Origin of the sequence: Pseudomonas sp. Irchel s3f7, from assembly GCF_900187615.1 — a bacterium.
Taxonomy (GTDB): Bacteria; Pseudomonadota; Gammaproteobacteria; order Pseudomonadales; family Pseudomonadaceae; genus Aquipseudomonas.
The window spans coordinates 88997-106862 of sequence record NZ_FYDO01000020.1 but is presented as its reverse complement, the minus strand read 5'-3'; the positions used below and the strand labels follow the sequence as shown (position 1 = coordinate 106862).

At 59.5% G+C, this 17866-nt stretch carries 18 protein-coding genes; 2 read left to right on the top strand and 16 right to left on the bottom strand.

Annotated elements, in window-relative coordinates; genetic code table 11:
- Nucleotides 1–95: 95 nt before the first annotated feature.
- Both CKW19_RS18335 and CKW19_RS18330 read right to left on the bottom strand, forming a co-directional pair.
- Nucleotides 96–2240: a 3-hydroxyacyl-CoA dehydrogenase NAD-binding domain-containing protein gene (locus CKW19_RS18335; protein WP_095059122.1), complete on the bottom strand. Its 2145-nt coding sequence runs from the start codon at nucleotides 2238–2240 to the stop codon at nucleotides 96–98.
- Between the two features lie 25 nt (nucleotides 2241–2265).
- Nucleotides 2266–3471 (bottom strand): acetyl-CoA C-acetyltransferase, encoded by a 1206-nt coding sequence (locus CKW19_RS18330; protein ID WP_095059121.1) that lies wholly within the window; start codon nucleotides 3469–3471, stop codon nucleotides 2266–2268.
- A gap of 617 nt (nucleotides 3472–4088) precedes the next feature.
- Between CKW19_RS18330 and CKW19_RS18325 the strand changes: the two genes are divergently transcribed.
- Nucleotides 4089–4895: a cytochrome c gene (locus CKW19_RS18325; RefSeq protein ID WP_256580350.1), complete on the top strand. Its 807-nt coding sequence runs from the start codon at nucleotides 4089–4091 to the stop codon at nucleotides 4893–4895.
- Nucleotides 4896–4983: 88 nt separating this feature from the next.
- Here the strand turns inward: CKW19_RS18325 and CKW19_RS18320 are convergent, their stop codons facing one another.
- The 10 genes from CKW19_RS18320 to CKW19_RS18275 form a co-directional block, all read right to left on the bottom strand.
- Nucleotides 4984–5793, bottom strand: coding sequence for a transglutaminase family protein (locus tag CKW19_RS18320; RefSeq protein WP_095059119.1), 810 nt, complete (start codon nucleotides 5791–5793; stop codon nucleotides 4984–4986).
- Nucleotides 5790–6740, bottom strand: a complete 951-nt coding sequence (locus CKW19_RS18315) for an alpha-E domain-containing protein (protein WP_095059118.1) — start codon at nucleotides 6738–6740, stop codon at nucleotides 5790–5792. The genes CKW19_RS18320 and CKW19_RS18315 overlap by 4 nt, the downstream gene beginning before the upstream one ends.
- Nucleotides 6741–6752: 12 nt before the next feature.
- The gene (locus CKW19_RS18310) at nucleotides 6753–8162 is read right to left on the bottom strand and encodes a circularly permuted type 2 ATP-grasp protein (protein ID WP_095059117.1); all 1410 of its coding nucleotides are present in this window, start codon (nucleotides 8160–8162) and stop codon (nucleotides 6753–6755) included.
- Between the two features lie 370 nt (nucleotides 8163–8532).
- Complete coding sequence (locus CKW19_RS18305) at nucleotides 8533–8877, bottom strand: ribonuclease E inhibitor RraB (RefSeq protein ID WP_053157306.1); 345 nt, start codon at nucleotides 8875–8877, stop codon at nucleotides 8533–8535.
- Nucleotides 8878–9087: 210 nt separating this feature from the next.
- On the bottom strand, nucleotides 9088–9321 hold the full coding sequence (locus CKW19_RS18300; protein ID WP_095059116.1) for a hypothetical protein: 234 nt from the start codon (nucleotides 9319–9321) through the stop codon (nucleotides 9088–9090).
- Nucleotides 9322–9536: 215 nt separating this feature from the next.
- Nucleotides 9537–10412 (bottom strand): polyamine aminopropyltransferase, encoded by an 876-nt coding sequence (gene speE, locus CKW19_RS18295; protein WP_095059115.1) that lies wholly within the window; start codon nucleotides 10410–10412, stop codon nucleotides 9537–9539.
- Nucleotides 10413–10665: 253 nt separating this feature from the next.
- Nucleotides 10666–10857, bottom strand: coding sequence for a PLDc N-terminal domain-containing protein (locus CKW19_RS18290; RefSeq protein ID WP_095059114.1), 192 nt, complete (start codon nucleotides 10855–10857; stop codon nucleotides 10666–10668).
- 82 nt (nucleotides 10858–10939) lie between these two features.
- Nucleotides 10940–11470, bottom strand: coding sequence for a hypothetical protein (locus tag CKW19_RS18285; RefSeq protein ID WP_095059113.1), 531 nt, complete (start codon nucleotides 11468–11470; stop codon nucleotides 10940–10942).
- Nucleotides 11471–11624: 154 nt separating this feature from the next.
- Nucleotides 11625–12143, bottom strand: coding sequence for an ankyrin repeat domain-containing protein (locus tag CKW19_RS18280; protein WP_095059112.1), 519 nt, complete (start codon nucleotides 12141–12143; stop codon nucleotides 11625–11627).
- Nucleotides 12144–12240: 97 nt separating this feature from the next.
- On the bottom strand, nucleotides 12241–14079 hold the full coding sequence (locus CKW19_RS18275; protein ID WP_095059111.1) for a long-chain-acyl-CoA synthetase: 1839 nt from the start codon (nucleotides 14077–14079) through the stop codon (nucleotides 12241–12243).
- A gap of 378 nt (nucleotides 14080–14457) precedes the next feature.
- Between CKW19_RS18275 and CKW19_RS18270 the strand changes: the two genes are divergently transcribed.
- The gene (locus tag CKW19_RS18270; RefSeq protein WP_095059110.1) at nucleotides 14458–14733 is read left to right on the top strand and encodes a DUF3509 domain-containing protein; all 276 of its coding nucleotides are present in this window, start codon (nucleotides 14458–14460) and stop codon (nucleotides 14731–14733) included.
- Between the two features lie 108 nt (nucleotides 14734–14841).
- Here the strand turns inward: CKW19_RS18270 and mtnC are convergent, their stop codons facing one another.
- The 4 genes from mtnC to CKW19_RS18250 are packed head-to-tail and all read right to left on the bottom strand — an operon-like array spanning nucleotide 14842 to nucleotide 17864.
- Nucleotides 14842–15525 (bottom strand): acireductone synthase, encoded by a 684-nt coding sequence (gene mtnC / locus CKW19_RS18265; RefSeq protein ID WP_095059109.1) that lies wholly within the window; start codon nucleotides 15523–15525, stop codon nucleotides 14842–14844.
- A 4-nt stretch (nucleotides 15526–15529) separates the two neighbouring features.
- Nucleotides 15530–16075 (bottom strand): acireductone dioxygenase, encoded by a 546-nt coding sequence (locus tag CKW19_RS18260; RefSeq protein ID WP_095059108.1) that lies wholly within the window; start codon nucleotides 16073–16075, stop codon nucleotides 15530–15532.
- A gap of 20 nt (nucleotides 16076–16095) precedes the next feature.
- Nucleotides 16096–16716, bottom strand: a complete 621-nt coding sequence (locus CKW19_RS18255) for a methylthioribulose 1-phosphate dehydratase (RefSeq protein WP_095059107.1) — start codon at nucleotides 16714–16716, stop codon at nucleotides 16096–16098.
- Nucleotides 16713–17864 carry an MFS transporter gene (locus tag CKW19_RS18250; RefSeq protein ID WP_095059106.1) on the bottom strand — a complete coding sequence of 384 codons (1152 nt, stop codon included), beginning with the start codon at nucleotides 17862–17864 and terminating at the stop codon, nucleotides 16713–16715. The genes CKW19_RS18255 and CKW19_RS18250 overlap by 4 nt, the downstream gene beginning before the upstream one ends.
- Nucleotides 17865–17866: the final 2 nt, after the last annotated feature.

Below are 17866 nucleotides of genomic sequence, written 5' to 3'. Positions count from 1 at the left end.
AAAAATACCTGACACGTGATGGGAATAATGCACACCCCAGAGCCTGCCTCGAAACACGGTGCCAAGGCAAGCCCCGAAATGCACCATCACACCCTTTAGAACGGCTCTCCTTTTGCGGCTTTTTCGAGCAACAGCGCAGGCGGCGCGAAGCGCTCGCCGTATTGCCTGGCCAGATACTGCGCTCGGGCAACGAAGTCCTGCACGCCGTACTGGTTGATAAACTGCAATGCACCGCCCGTCCATGCGGCAAAACCGATGCCGAAGATCGAGCCGACGTTGGCGTCCGCCGTCGAAGTCAGCACGCCCTCCTCCACGCAGCGCACGGTTTCGATGGCCTGCACGAACAACAGGCGATCACGTACATCCTTTGGCGAAATCTGCCCATCGGCTTTTTCGAAGCGGGTTTTCAGCTCCGGCCACAGATGCTTTTGCCCGCTCGCCGGATACTCGTAAAAACCGCCTCCAGCGGCCTTGCCCGGACGCTTGTATTCATTGAGCAGCAAGTCAATCACGGCGAACGCCGGATGCTCTATCAGCGGTTTCCCTTCTGCCTGCAGGTCTTTGGCGGTTTGCGCGCGGATATGGCTCATGAGGCTGAGGGAAACTTCGTCGGAGATCGCCAGAGGCCCGACAGGCATGCCGGCCTTGCGGGCCTCAGTCTCGATCATCGGCGCACTGACGCCTTCGCCGAGCATGGCGATGCCTTCGTTGGTGAAAGTGCCAAACACCCGTGAAGTGAAGAAGCCGCGACTGTCGTTGACCACAATCGGGGTCTTCTTGATTTGCAGGACGAAATCGAAGCCTCGGGCCAGGGTTTCATCGCTGGTGTTGGCGCCTTTGATGATCTCCACCAATGGCATTTTTTCCACGGGACTGAAGAAATGCAGGCCGATGAATTTGCTTGGGTCCGGCACGGCCGTGGCAAGGCCGCTGATCGGCAGGGTCGAGGTATTCGAAGCGATCACGGCGTCCGCACCGACAACTTTCTGCGCCGCCAATGAAACCCTGGCCTTCAGCTCACGATCCTCGAACACGGCTTCGATGACCAGATCGCAGCCACTCAGGTCAGCATCGCTTTCGCTGGGCTGGATACGGCCAAGCACGGCGTCTCGTTGTTCGGTGGTCATCTGTCCGCGAGCGACTTTTTTATCCAGCAACGCCGCCGAGTGCGCCTTGCCCTTCTCGGCCGCTGCCAGGTTGATGTCCTTGAGCACCACGTCGATACCGGCCGAGGCACTGACAAACGCGATACCGGCGCCCATCATTCCGGCGCCGAGCACGCCGACTTTACGGGTGACATAAGGGGCATGCCCCTGAGGCCGCGAACCGCCCGCGTTGATTTCGTTGAGCTGGAACCAGAAGGTGCCGATCAGGTTTTTCGACACCTGGCCGGTGGTCAACTCGGTGAAGTAACGGGTTTCGATCAAGTGTGCGGTGTCGAAATCCACTTGGGCGCCCTCGACCGCCGCGCAGAGAATTTTCTCCGGTGCGGGCAGCGTGCCCTGGGTTTTGCTGCGCAAGATGGACGGCGCGATAGCCAGCATTTGCGCCACTTTCGGGTTCGACGGCGTACCGCCGGGAATCTGATAGCCCTTCACATCCCAACGTTGCACGACCGCAGGATTGGCGAGAATCCAGGCCCGTGCCTTGGCCAGCAACTCTTCGCCATCTGCCGCGAGTTCATCGATCAATCCCGCCTGCAGCGCTTGCTGCGGCCGTACTTTCTTGCCTTCGAGCAAATACGGCAGCGCTTTTTCGAGGCCCAACATGCGCACCATGCGCACCACCCCGCCGCCGCCCGGCAACAGGCCAAGGGTCACTTCCGGCAGGCCGAGCTGCACTGACGAATTGTCCACTGCGACCCGGTGATGACAGGCGAGGCAGATTTCCCAGCCTCCGCCGAGCGCCGCGCCGTTGATGGCCGCGACCACTGGTTTGCCGAGGGTTTCCAGGGTGCGTAACTGACCTTTGAGGGTCAACACCCTGCCGTAGAAGGCTTTGGCTTCGGGTTTGCCAATCTTGATCAGTTCATTGAGGTCGCCGCCGGCAAAAAAGGTTTTCTTGGCCGAGGTGATGATCACGCCGGCGATGTTTTCCTTGTCGGCCACAAGGCGGGCGACACAGTCAGCCATGGCCTCGCGATACACCGCGTTCATGGTGTTGGCGCTCTGGCCCGGCATGTCGATGGTCAGGGTGACGATCCCGTCCTGGCCCTTTTCGTAACGAATGGCTTCGGTCATGTATGCGTTTCCTTGGATTCGGGGCTCAGAGGCGTTCGATGATGGTGGCAATGCCCATGCCGCCGCCGACACACAACGTCGCGAGGCCATAGCGCAGGCGCCGGGTTTCCAGCTCATCGAGCAACGTACCGAGGATGGCGCAACCGGTGGCGCCCAGCGGGTGGCCCATGGCGATGGAACCACCGTTGACGTTGACCTTGTCCGGGTCGACCGCCATGTCCTTGATGAACTTCAGCACCACCGAGGCGAAGGCCTCGTTGACTTCGAACAGGTCGATGTCTTCGACCCGCAGCCTGGCCTTGGCCAGTGCCTTGCGCGTGGCCGGTGCAGGACCGGTGAGCATGATGGTCGGATCGGTGCTGGTGACCGCCGTGGCGACGATTCGCGCCCGTGGCTGCAAGCCCAGCGCCCGGCCCTTGGCCTCGGAGCCGATCAGCATCAGTGCCGCGCCGTCGACGATCCCGGAGCTGTTGCCGGGGGTGTGGACGTGGTTGATCCGCTCGACATGGCTGTAGACCCGCAGCGCGGTGGCATCGAAGCCCATTTGCCCCATTATTTCAAAGCTCGGCTTGAGTTTGCCCAGGCCTTCGAGCGTCGAGTCGTCGCGGATGAATTCATCATGATCGAGCAGGATGATGCCGTTCTGGTCCTGCACCGGCACCAGTGATTTTTTGAACGAGCCATCAGCCCGTGCCCGCGCGGCCTTTTGCTGGGAATGCAGCGCGTAGGCATCGACGTCATGGCGACTGAAGCCTTCAAGCGTGGCAATCAGGTCGGCGCCCACCCCTTGTGGGGTGAAATGGCTGTGCAGGTTGGTGGCCGGGTCCAGCGCCCACGCCCCGCCATCGCTGCCCATCGGCACCCGCGACATGGATTCGACGCCACCGACCACCACCAGGTCTTCGAAGCCGGAACGCACTTTCATCGCCCCCAGATTCACCGCTTCCAGGCCCGACGCGCAGAACCGGTTGATCTGCACCCCCGCCACGCTGACGTCCCAATCAGCCACCAGGGCCGCGGTCTTGGCAATGTCGGAACCCTGATCGCCGATCGGCGTCACGCAGCCGAGCACCACGTCATCGACCTGGCTGGTATCGAGGGCGGTCCGCTGTTGCAGGGCAGTGAGCAAACCGGCGACCAGGTTCACCGGTTTGACGCTGTGCAAGGCGCCGTCAGCCTTGCCTTTGCCACGGGGCGTGCGTAACGCGTCGAATATCAAAGCTTGGGTCATGACGTCCTCGAACCGCAGTGCAGGTGAGTAAATTCAGAATGCTCACTCTTGGCCCGAGCCGGGTTTGATTCAATGACCGCAGCGCTCACAGACGTTGACGCTCACGCTCAGACGAACGGTAGTCGGCTATCGGATTAACCGTTTCAGGACGCCAAGCTGTCTAGCCAACGGGCGGCAAAGGAGCTGGCAATAGGCCTCATACCTTTTTTAGAGCAAATTCTGCGAACACCATATGAAATGGATCTAAACCAAGCGCGCCGCGGACTCTAAGGTGAACTTGTACGAAGTTGTCGTCGGGTTTTGCCGAGGCGCTCGTCGTTACAGGAAGTGCATCGTCCTGCCAATACGGAGCAATGCAGGCAGGCATCAGGAAATAACAATAAAGGCGGTCAAGCCATGTTCAAACAATCAAAAGTACGTCAAGCCGGGCTCATTCTTTTCGCCACTACGTTGTTGTTGATTCTGCCGAACCTGACCAAGGTGATCGGCTAGTCGTTCGTAACATTCGGCGCCACGGTTTTTTATATCGCCAAGATAAAAATGTAACTGGCTCGCTACCCGGGCCAGCATGGCTGTGCCAATCTTTGCGGCACTTCCATGACAGGGATGGCGATCCATTGAAAAAGCTTATTGCGTTGGGGGCCTTGCTGTTCGGCACGCCCCTGCTGGCCGCACAGCTGAATCTGGAGCTGGGCGCGAACAGTCGCACCTGGCAAACCGAGGCGCTGCTCAAGCATCCTCAAGTTCAAACCATCAACATCAGCAACGACGTTTCCTATAAACGGAACATGAGCTATCGCGCCGTGCCGGTGGCGGCGTTGCTGACTGGCATCAAGCCTGACGATCATCTGCAAGCGGTGGCGCTGGATGGCTTTGCCGCCGAGATGGCCGCCGCGCCGCTGCTCAATACCCAGGGTGCCCGGGCCTGGCTGGCGATTGAAGACCCGAAACAACCGTGGCCACCCATGGCCGAAGGCAAACACAGCGCCGGGCCGTTTTACCTGGTGTGGACCGATCCGCAGGCCGGCAACATCAGCCCGGAGCAATGGCCGTTCGAAGTCGCCAGCATCAAGCGCATGGCCCCGGTGGCGGAGCGCTTCCCTGCCCTGCTGCCCGATCCGGCGTTGAAGGCGGACGATCCGGTGAACAAGGGCTTTGCGCTGTTTCAGAAAAACTGCCTGGCCTGTCATCGATTGAACGGTGCCGGGGATGCGCAGTTCGGGCCGGACCTGAACATTCCGTACAACCCGACCGAGTATTTCGGCGCGGACTTCCTCAAGCGCTACATCCGTGATCCGCAGAGTCTGCGTCAGTGGCCGCAGGCGAAGATGCCCGGGTTCTCGACGCAGGTGTTGCCGGATGAGGACCTGGGGATGTTGGTGGGGTATTTGAAACACATGGCGGGGCGCAAAATCCAACCCTGACCAACCTCCCCCGCAGGCTGCGATCTTTTGATCTTTAGTATCAAAAGATCGCAGTCAGCGGCAGCGCCTACGAGGGTGACCTGTCAGGTTATTGCTGTTGCACGGAAATCACCGGCGCGGGCGTCGGTGACACCAGTACCTTGGCGTGCATCTGTTCGCAGCCACCGCCACGGCGCATGCCGCGGACCGGGCAGGCATCGAGGTAATCCAGGCCCACAGCGAGTTTCAGGTGACGTTCCGGCCGGGCCAGTTCGTTGGTCACGTCGAAGCTGTACCACGCGTCATCCAGCCAGGCTTCAGCCCAGGCGTGACTGGCCAGATGCTCGCAGTTCTCGCTGTACAAATACCCCGACACATAACGCGCCGGAATGCCCAGGCTGCGGGTGCAGGCCAGGAACGCATGGGTGTGGTCCTGACACACGCCCGAGCGCCCGGCGAAGGCCTGGGCCGCGCTGGTGTCGACCTCGGTGGAGCCCGGCGTATAGGTCATGTGCTGATTGAGCCCATGCATCAAATCGATCAGTGCCGTGCGATCGCGACGTTGCTTGCACTCCTTCTCGGCGAATGCGCGCAGGGCAGCATCGGCTTCGGTCAATCGGGTGAATCGCAGGAACGGCAGCGCGGACTGGCTCTCATGCTCGGCCTCGCTCAATTCATCGATATCAACCTGGCCCCGGGCCCCGATGATGATCGCCTCATGGGGTTCATCCATGGTCAGCACGTGCAGGATGTTGCCGAACGGATCGAGTTGCGCACGCACCGGGCGCGGCAAATCGAGCTGCCAGCTGAGCACATGCTGGCGCTCGCTGTCGTGGGGTGTCAGTCGCAGGTACTGGATGCTCGCCCGCACCTGATCCTCGTAGTGATAGGTGGTTTCGTGGCTAATGGAAAGTCTCATGCAGCCTCCAGGTAAGAACTGTGAATGGCGTTGCCCAACTGGCGCACCAGCGGGATGAACTCGGTCAGCCAGGCGTGCAGGCCTTCGTCAAGAATTTCGTTGATGCCGGTGTAGCGCAGCCGTGCGTCCATTTCCGCGGCCAGCCGTTGTGCGGGACGGCCATTGGCCCCTGGCAACTGGGCGAGGATCTGGTCGATTTCTTCAGTGCAGGCGCGCAGGGAGCGCGGCACGTCGGCCCGCAGCAACAGCAATTCGGCGACATGCCGAGCGCCTGGCGCGTCACGGTAAATTTCGGTGTATGCCTCGAATGACGACAAGGCCCGCAGCAGAGCGCTCCACTGGTAATACGCGTGAGCCGTGCCATCGCTGACCGCTTCCGCTTGATCACCGGCCATTTCGTAGCGGGCATCGAGCAGTCGCAGCGTGTTGTCGGCCCTTTCGATAAACGTCCCCAGGCGAATGAAACGGAACGCGTCGTTACGCATGATGGTGCCGTAGGACGCACCTCGGAACAGGTGGGAACGTTCCTTGATCCACTCGCAGAAACGGCTCATGCCGTAGCGGCTCAGCCCCTGTTGGGCGATGCCGCGAATCTCCAGCCAGGTCGCGTTGATGTTTTCCCACATGTCGGCAGTAATTCGCCCACGCACCGCATGGGCACTGGCCCGCGCCGCGCCGAGACAACTGTAGATGCTCGCCGGGTTGGCCGCATCCAGGGCGAAAAAATGCAGCAGCCGTTCGGCATGCAGTTCGCCGTGGCGTTCGAGGTAATCCTCCAGGGTGCCGGTAATCAGCAGCGGCATCGCCAGTTCGTGCAGACCGTTGCCACGGCCATCCTGTGGCATCAGCGACAGCGAATAACTGATATCGAGCATCCGTGCGAGGTTTTCCGCCCGCTCCAGGTAACGCGACATCCAATACAAATCCGAGGCAGTTCTACTTAACATGTCAGGCTTCCTTCATTCCTCGACCACCCAGGTGTCCTTGGTTCCGCCACCCTGGGATGAATTCACCACCAGGGAGCCTTCACGCAGCGCGACACGGGTCAAACCGCCGGGCACGACCCGGGTTTCACGGCCAGACAAGACAAACGGACGCAGGTCGATATGGCGCGGTGCGATGCCGTTTTCGACAAACGTCGGACAGGTCGACAACGACAACGTCGGTTGCGCGATATAGGCATGGGGTTTGGCGATGATGCGCGCACGGAACGCTTCGATTTCCGCCGCCGTCGCCGCAGGCCCCACCAACATTCCGTAACCGCCGGAGCCCTGGGTTTCCTTGACCACCAGTTCTGGCAGATTGGCCAGCACGTGGGAAAGCTCAGAGGGATTACGACACTGCCACGTGGGCACGTTCTTCAGGATCGGTTCTTCATCCAGATAGAAGCGGATCATGTCGGTGACGAACGGATACACCGATTTGTCGTCCGCCACGCCGGTGCCGATGGCATTGGCCAATACGACATTGCCGGAGCGGTAGGACGACAGCAGTCCCGGCACGCCGAGCATCGATTCCGGGTTGAACGCCAGTGGGTCGAGAAATGCATCGTCGAGGCGCCGGTAGATCACGTCGACAGCTTTCGGCCCGTCGGTGGTGCGCATGTAGACCTTGTCATCGCGCACGAACAAGTCCGCGCCTTCCACCAGTTCCACGCCCATTTCCCGCGCCAGAAACGCGTGCTCGAAGAACGCGCTGTTGAAGCGCCCCGGCGTCAGCACCACCACGTTCGGATTGTCGATAGGGCTGGAGCTTTTCAGGGTGTCGAGCAACAGATTCGGGTAGTGATCGATAGGGGCAATGCGTTGCGCCGCGAACAGCTCGGGGAACAGACGCATCATCATCTTGCGGTCTTCGAGCATGTAGCTGACGCCGCTGGGCGTGCGCAGATTGTCTTCGAGCACGTAATACGTGCCGTCGCCGTCACGGACCAGATCGACGCCGGAAATGTGCGAGTAAATATCGCGGTGCAGATCCAGCCCCTGCATCGCCAATTGATACTGCTCGTTGGCCAGCACTTGCTCGGCCGGAATGATGCCGGCCTTGATGATGCGTTGCTCGTGGTAGAGGTCGGCGAGGAACATGTTCAACGCCTTGACCCGTTGAATGCAGCCACGTTCGACCACCCGCCATTCGCTGGCGGGAATGCTGCGGGGGATGGTGTCGAAGGGAATCAGGCGCTCTGTCCCCTGCTCGTCCCCATAGAGCGTGAATGTAATCCCGGCGCGATGAAATAACAGATCGGCCTCGCGTCGCCGTTGTGCCAGAAGCTCGTCAGGCGTCTCGGCAAGCCAACGGGCAAACTCCCGATAATGCGGGCGGACCTGGCCGCCGGCATCGTACATCTCATCAAAATAGGTGCGGATCATGCCGTACTCCTTGTCACCCGGACATGCAGGCCTTCGCAAGGCCCGTGCCATCGGCAGAAACGCTTTGATATCAATCGGTTGGATAATCACAACGCATGCACCGCACCAATCCTGTGCGGTAATTACCCCAACCCGATCGCCCCCGCTCCATTACAAGGCGTGATGAACGCCTACGACCAGCATAGTCGGTAGGAGCCGGCTTGCTGGCGATGGGGGCCTATGAGTCATGTGCTGCACTTCAAAGACGCCTTCGCTGGCAAGCCAGCTCCTACGAAAAGCCGGAGAGTCGTGGCCTCATGATCGACGGCAAAAACGAAAACGGCCAACCCGAAGGTCAGCCGTCATTTGCTGGTTGTCACTGTTCATAATTTTATGCGAGTCGCCCTCGTACCTCCTGTTTCACACCCCAGCCTTCAATAATGCCCCCTAATGGCTCGACCACCGCTTCGAAACCCTGTTCGAAATCGCCGATGTCGTCGTAAGTGGCATACATGACTTTACTCAACTCCAACGCCCAGGCACCGTCGTCACGCACGCTGATCTGCGCATTCAGGGATTCACCACGATGAAAATGACCTGCCGCCCTGCGCGCCCGCTCCTCGTCCGGGAAAATGGCGTAGAACTCGATGGGATGAAACCGTGAAAAATCAAAACCGCCTTCTTTCATGCGGCGCAACACGCTGCTGCTGATGTCTTCTTGATAGGCTGTGCTCATGAAACGTCCTCCTCAAACGATGGATAGACTTTCCGTACTCCCAGCGCCCGCAACCGAACAGCGCGAGCGACGGCAACCGATGTGCCGACGGGAAACAAGCATGGAGCTGACAAGACCAGACCTTAGCGATCCGTTCGCTGATCTCGATTGCAGAGTAGCTTCAAGATAGAGCTGCTGCCAAGGTCTGGATGAGAATGCGACAGGAGATGTTCAGATTGGCGTAATGCCGAGGATTTGAATGCTGTTCTGGCTTTTGAGGCTTTTGACGCCTGCATCGGCGGTACGCCCTTCCAGATCGTTCAGATCCAGTTCGGCGGCGACAGGAAGGAAGCGTTCCTTGATGAGTTTGGCGGCCTGCTCGTTGTTCGGGCATTCCGCGCTCTCGAATACTTCGTCAACTTGTTCGCCGTGATCATCTACGAAGGTGACTTTCCACTTTTGCATTGGTGCCTCCTCGATAAAACCCATGGACGGGCTTACACCTATCTCGACCTTGTCAGCTGTCTAATGTTCCGCCGGATCTGCACCCATCGCAGATCTCTGTAGGAGCGAGCCTGCTCGCGAAAAACTTGAGAACGCCGCGTTAAATCAGACATCCCGCGTCATCGTTCACGTCCATCGCGAGCAGGCTCGCTCCTACAGGTCTACGTTTCAATCCATCAGTCGTTGCTTGGCTTGTTCACCGCTTGCAGCACGTACTGCGGCAGGGCGAAGGCGCCGATGTGGATTTCCGGGTTGTAGTAGCGGGTGACGATGCCGCTGCCGGCGAAGCGTTGTTGCAGGGTGTCGCGCGACAGTTTGCGATAAGCCGTGTCGGTTGCGCCCCAGGCGAAGGTCATCGCGCCGCCGATGTAGGTCGGTATGGCGGCCTGGTAGAAGTGCCAGTCGGGGAACAGGCTGCGCAGGCGACCGGCGGTAGTCTTCACTTCTTCGATCTGCATGAACGGTGTGCCGTTCTGCGTCACCAGGATGCCGCCCTCATTCAGGCAGCGGTGGCAGGCCTGGTAGAAATTTTCCGAGAACAACACTTCACCCGGGCCGATCGGGTCGGTGGAGTCGGAAATGATCACGTCGAATTTTTCGGTGGTGGTGGCGACGAAACGCATGCCGTCGTCGATCACCAGGTTCAGGCGTGGATCATCGAACGCACCCTTGGAATGGTTCGGCAGGAATTCCTTGCACATGTCGACCACGGTACCGTCGATCTCGACCATGGTGATGTGTTCGACGCTGCGGTGCTTGGCCACTTCGCGCAACATGCCGCCGTCACCGCCGCCGATGATCAGCACGCGTTTGGCTGCGCCATGGGCCAGGATCGGCACGTGGGTGAGCATTTCGTGGTAGATGAATTCGTCGGCTTCGGTGGTCTGGATCACGCCGTCCAGTGCCATCACGCGGCCCATGCGCGGGTTTTCGAAGATCACCAGGTGCTGGTGTTCGGTGCGCACTTCGTGCAGCAGTTTTTCCATGCGAAAACGCTGGCCGTAGCCTTCGTAGAGGGTTTCCAGGTAGTCGCTGGCGGGGATGTTGCTCATGGGAAGTGCTCCGATGAATGCGGGTGGCAACGGACGGTTACCCGCCCATGATGGCCAATCGATCGGCTCGATTGACCGGGAAAGGCGCGCATTCTACGTTGCGGAACATGACAGGTCGAACCTCTGTTGATCGGCTCGCCACAATCCTGTGGGAGCGAGGCTTGCCCGCGATAGGATCGCCTCGCTCTATCGGGCAGACCGCGTCGTGTGCATCGCGGGCAAGCCACGTTCCTACCGGTTCAGTGTCGCTTGTTCAGATTTTGACATTGCCCCGCGGTCCGGCAATGGCCCAGATGATCAACCCCAGCACCGGCAACAGCGCGATCAACAACACCCAGACGACTTTCATGCCGGTCCCGGTGCTGCTTTTGACCACATTGATGATGGCCCAGATGTCCAGGACGAAAATGATCAAGGCAACCAGATTGTTGAACGTTGAACCCATGGTGATGCTCCGAAAGAGTGATAAGCCCGCTTAGGATAGTCCGTCGTCGCGCAGGCATCCTTAATTTGACTTTGTTTTGCGATCAGACGTGGATGGCCACTTTCAGGGCTTCCAGCGACGGCGCGGCGGCGATGCCGACTTCGGCGCACAATTCCAGCACTCGCGGCACGTCGTTGCCGAAGACCAGCACCACTTGCAACTCGTCGTCCAGCAGCTGGCTGAAGTTCATCAGCGTGTAACCGCCGTTTTCCTTGTTCAGGCTGCTCATCTGCACCTGGATGCGATTGAGCGCGGTCAAGGCTTCGGTCTTGGCCAATTGCTTGGGTTTGATGTTGAAATCGATGCCAGGGCCGAACGAGGCAACGATCTGGGCGAACAGGTCCATGTAGGTGTCCGCCTGGAACAGCACGGTCTCCGGCAGGCTGCCGACGACGACCCATTCACCCAGCGGGATCGGGAAAGTCTCGTCGTAGTTGATGTCCGGATTGGCCGTCAGAAACGCCGCTGGATCGGCGTAGGCCTGAGCCGCTTCGTCGGCGACCTTGAGGATTTCGTCTTCGCCCATGCACCCGGAGCTGATTTTGCTGATGAGTTCGACGAGTGCGGTTTTCATGGGCGGATCCTGTAGCGAAGGGAATTTTGAGGGCGCGAAGGATACCGCAAGGATAGGTTCAAATGACCAAAAAGATCGCAGCCTGCGGCAGCTCCTACAGAGGGACACCCTCCCAATGTAGGAGCTGCCGCAGGCTGCGATCTTTTGAAACCAATCAACCCAGCAATTTTTCCAACTGAGCAACAGCATCGGAAGCACCCATGGTTCTGGCCGCGTCCAGTGCCGTGATGCCATTGGCATCCTTGGCTTTCGGGTCGGCGCCTTTGCTGATCAGGTAGTCGACCACTTCAACGCGGTTGAACATCGCTGCCATCATCAGCGCCGTGCGGCCATCGAAAGACGAACCTTCAACCTGCGCACCACCTTCGACCAAGGCCTTGATCACCGCGAGATCGCCCTTGAAGGCAGCACCGGCAATCGGGCTCTGGCCGTTGTCGTTGCGGATCTCCGGGTCGGCCTTGTGCTCCAGCAGGACTTTCACCGTGTCCACGTGGCCGTGGTAGGCGGCCAGCATCAGCAGGGTGTCACCCTTGTGATTGCGCAGGTTCGGCGGCAACCCCTTGCTCAGCAGCGCGGCCATCATTGCCGCATCACCTTCCCGTGCCTTGTTGAATACCTGTTCGGCAAATTCGGCAGCTTCTTCGGGGGTCATCTGGCGGCTTTTGTCTGACATCGGGCACTCCGTTTTCTGTCATTCGTAAAAGCCGACAGTTTCCCGAGCGCGTCCGACACTGTCACTTGTTTTTTCTCATGGGTCGCCATAGCCAGATTCAATAGCGGTACTTGCCGCTGTGAATGTCAGACAGCAACTGCTCGGTCACCTGCACGTAAGTCTGCGTCCCGGGCAGCCAGGCGTAGATCGGATCATCACCAGTCTTGCCCGGGTCGAAAGCTTCGTCCTTGAGACGGGTCTTCTGGTACTTGAAGGTTCCGGTGGTTTCCATTTTCACTTTCACCCGCAGGAACAGCGGCACGGCATAAGACGGCATTTGCTGTTGGGCGAAGGCCAGCAGTTCACTGAAATCCAGGGTCGCCAGGGATTCGGCGGGCGTGATCGCCGCCATGCCGGCCCGGCCATTGGTGTTGTGGATTTCCACGCCGTAAGCCACGGCCTCGGAAATATGCGGATGTTGCAGGAGGATGTTCTCGACCTCGGTGGTCGAGACGTTTTCGCCCTTCCAGCGATAGGTATCGCCCAGGCGATCGACAAACTGCGCGTGACCGAAACCGATGTTACGCAGCAAGTCACCGGTATTGAAGTAACGGTCACCCTTCTCGAACACATCATCAAGCACCACCTTGGCGGTCTTCTGCGGATCGGTGTAACCATCCAGCGGGGCCTTGTCGTCGATTTTCGCCAGCAACAAACCCTGCTCGCCCTTGGCGACTTTGCGCATCAGGCCCTTGGCATCACGGATTGGCGCCCCGCTGTCGTGGTCATACGCCACCAGTTCCCAGGACATCAGGGAAAAACCGATGGTGTTATCGAAATTCAGAATGTTGGTGAAGCCGATGTTGCCATCGCTGGCCGCGTAGAGCTCGCAAATGTGATTGACCGCAAACCGGGTCTTGAACGCGTTCCAGGCCCCGGGACGCAGGCCGTTGCCGATCATTTTCTTTACGCCGTGCCGGTTGTCCTCGGCGCTGGGTGGCTGGTCCACCAGATACCGGCACAATTCACCGACGTAGCCGATGGTGGTGGCCCGGTACTGACGCACGTCATTCCAGAACTGACTGGCGCTGAATTTTCGGCGGATGGCAAAACCGGAAGCGCCGCTGATGGCCGAACCCCAGCACACACACAGCCCAGTGGCGTGATACAGCGGCAAGGTGCAGTAGACGATGTCGTCCGGCTGCATATCCAGGGCGATCATCCCGAAGCTCGCGGAGCTGCGCATCCAGCGGCCATGCTTGAACACGCCGGCCTTGGGCAAGCCCGTGGTGCCCGAGGTGTAGATATAGAAACAAGGGTCGTCGAAGAAAATCTGCCGGCTGCTGAGCGGATTGTCGCTGGACGCGTCGAGGCTGGCGGTCATTAGATTGATGAAGCCTTCGGGGGCAATACCCGGTTGGCGAGAGGTATCCTTGTCGGCGACAAACCAGGTGCGTCTGGCTTCGATCGCCACCCGCTCACGGACCGCCGAATAGGCTGGGACCAATTCCTCGCCGATCACCATCGCCTTCGGCGCCACCAGGTTCAGACTGTGCACCAGGGTGTCGCGGGTCTGCGAGGTGTTGACCAGCGCACTGACCGCCCCGACCTTGGCCACGGCCAGAATGGTCACCAGCAGTTCCGGACGGTTTTCGATGAACACCGCCACCACATCGCCCTTGCCGATGCCTTGGCTGATCAGGTGATGGGCGATGCGATTGGCCCACTGGTTGACGTCGGTGTAGCTCAGCGTCACCGGGCCCTGCAGCAGGGCCGGGCCATCGGGGTTGCGCAACGTGGCCTGCTCGAAACTCCAGCCCAGACCGCACGACTGGGTCGGGTCCGTGACGTTTGCGACCTTCATGCCTTTCACCACCCGTGGGATGGCTTTGGCAATGGAAGGCAGCTTGCGGAGCATCATGCTCCAGGTAATCGTGTCCTTCGATGTACGGCTCATGCTAGCTCCCGTTCGATCTTTTTATTGTCGGGCAACGGTGATTGAACCCGAAAATACGTCAACGGTTCTTGAGCTGTACACGCGGTTTTTGAAATGTTTTGTATCTGCGACCTTGGTCCGCGACCTTGGTCCGCAAGTTGTTCCGCAATCCGCCTCTCATCGCGAACCCGGGCTTGCGCAATGGTTCCATCGAGTCGCCGAGCGACCTCGCAAAATGCAGGATGCACGATGGCCATTCATGCAGAATGCACGAAAGCAAAAATCACCACAAAAACCAAGTCATCGTTTTTTATAGGATTTTCTAAAAAACAAATGCTGGCACAATCACTGCAACCCTCTCCGCATGCTTGCCATTAAAAGCCAACGGAGCCGAAAGACATGAACCTGATCCAGGAAAAATTTTCGTCATTGTTCTCCAACTTCGAAGTCACCACCCAGAATCGGCCTGACGGCGGAATCCTGCTGACCCTGAGTGCTGAGGGCAAAGTGTTCAAACGCTCGATTTCCTATCAGCAATTGCACAATGGTGACCAACTGTCGTGGGTCATCAGCGCCATACGCCGTGATCTCGCGGAACAGGCCAGTGAGCTGCCGCAGATTTGCATGCTGCAAAGTCAGCAACGGTTTGCGCTGCCGACTTATCACTCGCTGTAAAAAACTGTAGGAGCGAGCTTGCTCGCGATAGCGGGGTGTCAATCAACATTGATGTTGAATGACAGATCGCAATCGCGAGCAAGCTTGCTCCTACAGGTTTTGTAGTGTTTAGAAGACAGCAGGATCTATCCGCGCAAAGCTGTCCGCGGTGACATGTCCTGTTAGTTCCCCGCCCTCACGGGCCAGGCCGCACGTGGCCATCCCGGCTTCACGTGCAGCGTCCAGCTCTTGAACGATATCTGACAGAAACAGAATCTGCCCCGCCTCGACGTTGATCGCCTGCGTGATGTTGGCGTAGGACTGCGCCTCGCGCTTGGGTCCTGACGTGGTGTCGAAGTAGCCACTGAACAGCGGCGTCAAATCCCCCGCCTCCGAGCAGCCGAAGATCAGGCGTTGAGCCTGGATCGAACCGGACGAGTACACAAACAGTTGATAGCCGTCCTGATGCCAGCGCTTGAGCGCTTCAACGGCGTCCGGGTACACGTGGCCCTTCAATTGCCCGGCCTGGTATCCCTGCTCCCAGACCATTCCCTGCAACGCCTTCAATGGCGTGGCCTTGCGGTCCTCGGCGATCCAGCCCAGCAGGATCTCGATGACGCGCTCGACGTCAGCGTTCGGCTCCTGGCTGTCGCTGCGCACGGCAGTGAGTTGCGCGGCCACATCGGCACGCGCGGCGTTCTGGCGGACAAAGTCCGGCAGGTGTTTGGCGGCGTAGGGAAACAGCACGTCGAACACAAAACTCACCGCGCTGGTGGTGCCTTCGATGTCGGTGAGGATCGCTTTGATCGGCATCGACTCAGTCCTCCAGACGCGGGAATTGGTTGGCGATGTCTTCGCCGGTGAAATTGGCGACCCAGCCTTCCGGGTTGTTGAACAGGCGAATCGCGATGAAATGCGGATGCTCACCCATGTCGAACCAGTGCTTGGTACCGGCCGGCACCGAAATCAGGTCGTTTTTCTCGCAGAGCACGGCGTAGACATAATCGTCGATGTGCAGGGTAAACAAGCCACGCCCGGCGACGAAAAAGCGCACTTCGTCCTCGCCATGGCGGTGTTCGTTGAGGAACTTGGCGCGCAGTTCGACTTTTTGCGGGTGATCGCTGTTGAGGCTGATCACATCGACGGTGATGTAGCCGCGTTCGCTCATCAACTGGTCGACTTGCGTCTGATAGGCGGCGATCACTTCTTCCTGGCTGGCGCCCGGCTGGAGTTTCGCAGCGGCCTGCCAACGGTCGAAACGCACGCCCTGCTCGGCCAGGGTCGAGGCGATGTCTTCGAAATGGGTCAGCACCTTGTTGGGGATTTCAGGGCTGGAGACGTGATAGACGGACAGGCTGCTCATCAGGGCAACTCCTTAACGGTTCAAGCTTTAAAGAGCGAGCGCATTTTCAACTCGCACTCGAACAAAAATTCAAAGGCCTCGATCTGCCGCAGGGCATCGCTCATGCGTGCGCCCCAGGTGTAGAGGCCATGACCGCGAATCAGGTAACCGACGCAATCGGGATGGGCGTCGAGCCAAGGCTGCACCTTGGCGGCCAGGCGTGCAATGTCCTGGTCGTTGTCGAAAATCGGCACCCGCACCCGGGATTCGTGGGTCGTCACACCGCTGAAGGCCTTTTGCAGTTCATAGTCTTCGAACTCGATGAAGTCTTGCGGCGTCAGGCGCGACAGCACCGTGGCGTTCACCGAATGGGTGTGCAGCACGGCACCGATTTCCGCCCGCCAGCTATAGAGCTGGGTGTGCAGCAGGGTTTCGGCGGACGGTTTCTTGCCCGGCTCCAGGCTGTTGCCCGAGAGGTCGGTGGCCAGCACATCGTCCTGGCCCAACTGGCCTTTGTGCTTGCCGGATACAGTCAGCAAGGCTTCGGTCGGTGACAGTCGGGTCGAATAATTGCTACTGGTGGCCGGCGACCAGCCGCGGCCATACAGAAAACGCCCGGCGTCGATGATTTCCTGGGCGAGGTGTTCACGGGTAAGGCTCATGGCCTGTCCTCTTGCATACATGTGGCAATGATAACGGCAGCCGCGACAGCGGCGAGGCTGGCAATACTAAAGGTCAATGCGGCGCCGAGCGTGTTCCAGCTATAGCCGGAATACAAAGCGCCCAATGCGCCGCCGGTGCCGGCCAATGCGGCGTACAACGCCTGGCCTTGCCCTTGCTGGCGCGCACCGAAGCTACGTTGCACGAATGAAATGGCAGCGGCGTGAAAGCTGCCGAAAGTCGCCGCGTGCAATACCTGGGCAAACAGCAACACCCACAAAAATTCAGCCAACGACCCGAGCAGCAACCAGCGCAGCGCCGCCAGCAGAAAACTCGCCATCAGCACCCGGCGCAGGGAGAACCGCGCGAGGATCTTGCTCATGGCCAAAAACATCAGGACTTCGGCGACCACGCCGACCGCCCAGAGCATGCCGATCACGCCACGGCTGTAACCCAATCGCTCAAGGTGCAGGGTCAAAAATGTGTAATACGGCCCGTGGCTCATCTGCATCAGCGCCACACAGCCGTAAAACGCCAACACGCCGGGGTTGCGCAATTGTCTGAGAAAGCCCTCCCCCGCCACCCGATTGCCCGGCGCCGGTTGCGCGTTCGGTACCCACAGGCTGCTGAGCACGATGCCAGCCATGATCAGCGCCAGCGCCGCCGGGTAGATGTCCAGGCTCAGCCATTCGAACAACCGGCCCAGCGCCACCACGGTGATGATGAAACCGATCGAGCCCCACAAGCGAATCTGGCTGTAGCGCGAGGTCTGGCCCTGCAAATGCGCCAGGGTAATGACTTCGAACTGCGGCAACACCGCGTGCCAGAAAAAGGCGTGCAAAGCCATGACCATCGCCAGCCAGGCGTAGGACTTGCTGACGAAAATCAGCGAGAACGTCAGCAGCGTGCACACCGCGCCGAAACGCACGATGGCCAGCCGCCGCCCGGTGTAGTCGCCCAGCCAGCCCCAGATGTTCGGCGCCACGCAGCGCATCAGCATCGGGATCGCCACCAGTTCGCCGATGCGCGCGGCGCTGAAACCCAGGTGATCGAAGTACAGCGCCAGAAACGGCGCCGTCGAACCGAGCAAGGCGAAATAGAACAGATAGAAACTGGAGAGCCGCCAGTACGGCAGCGCCGCTGTCGTCATCA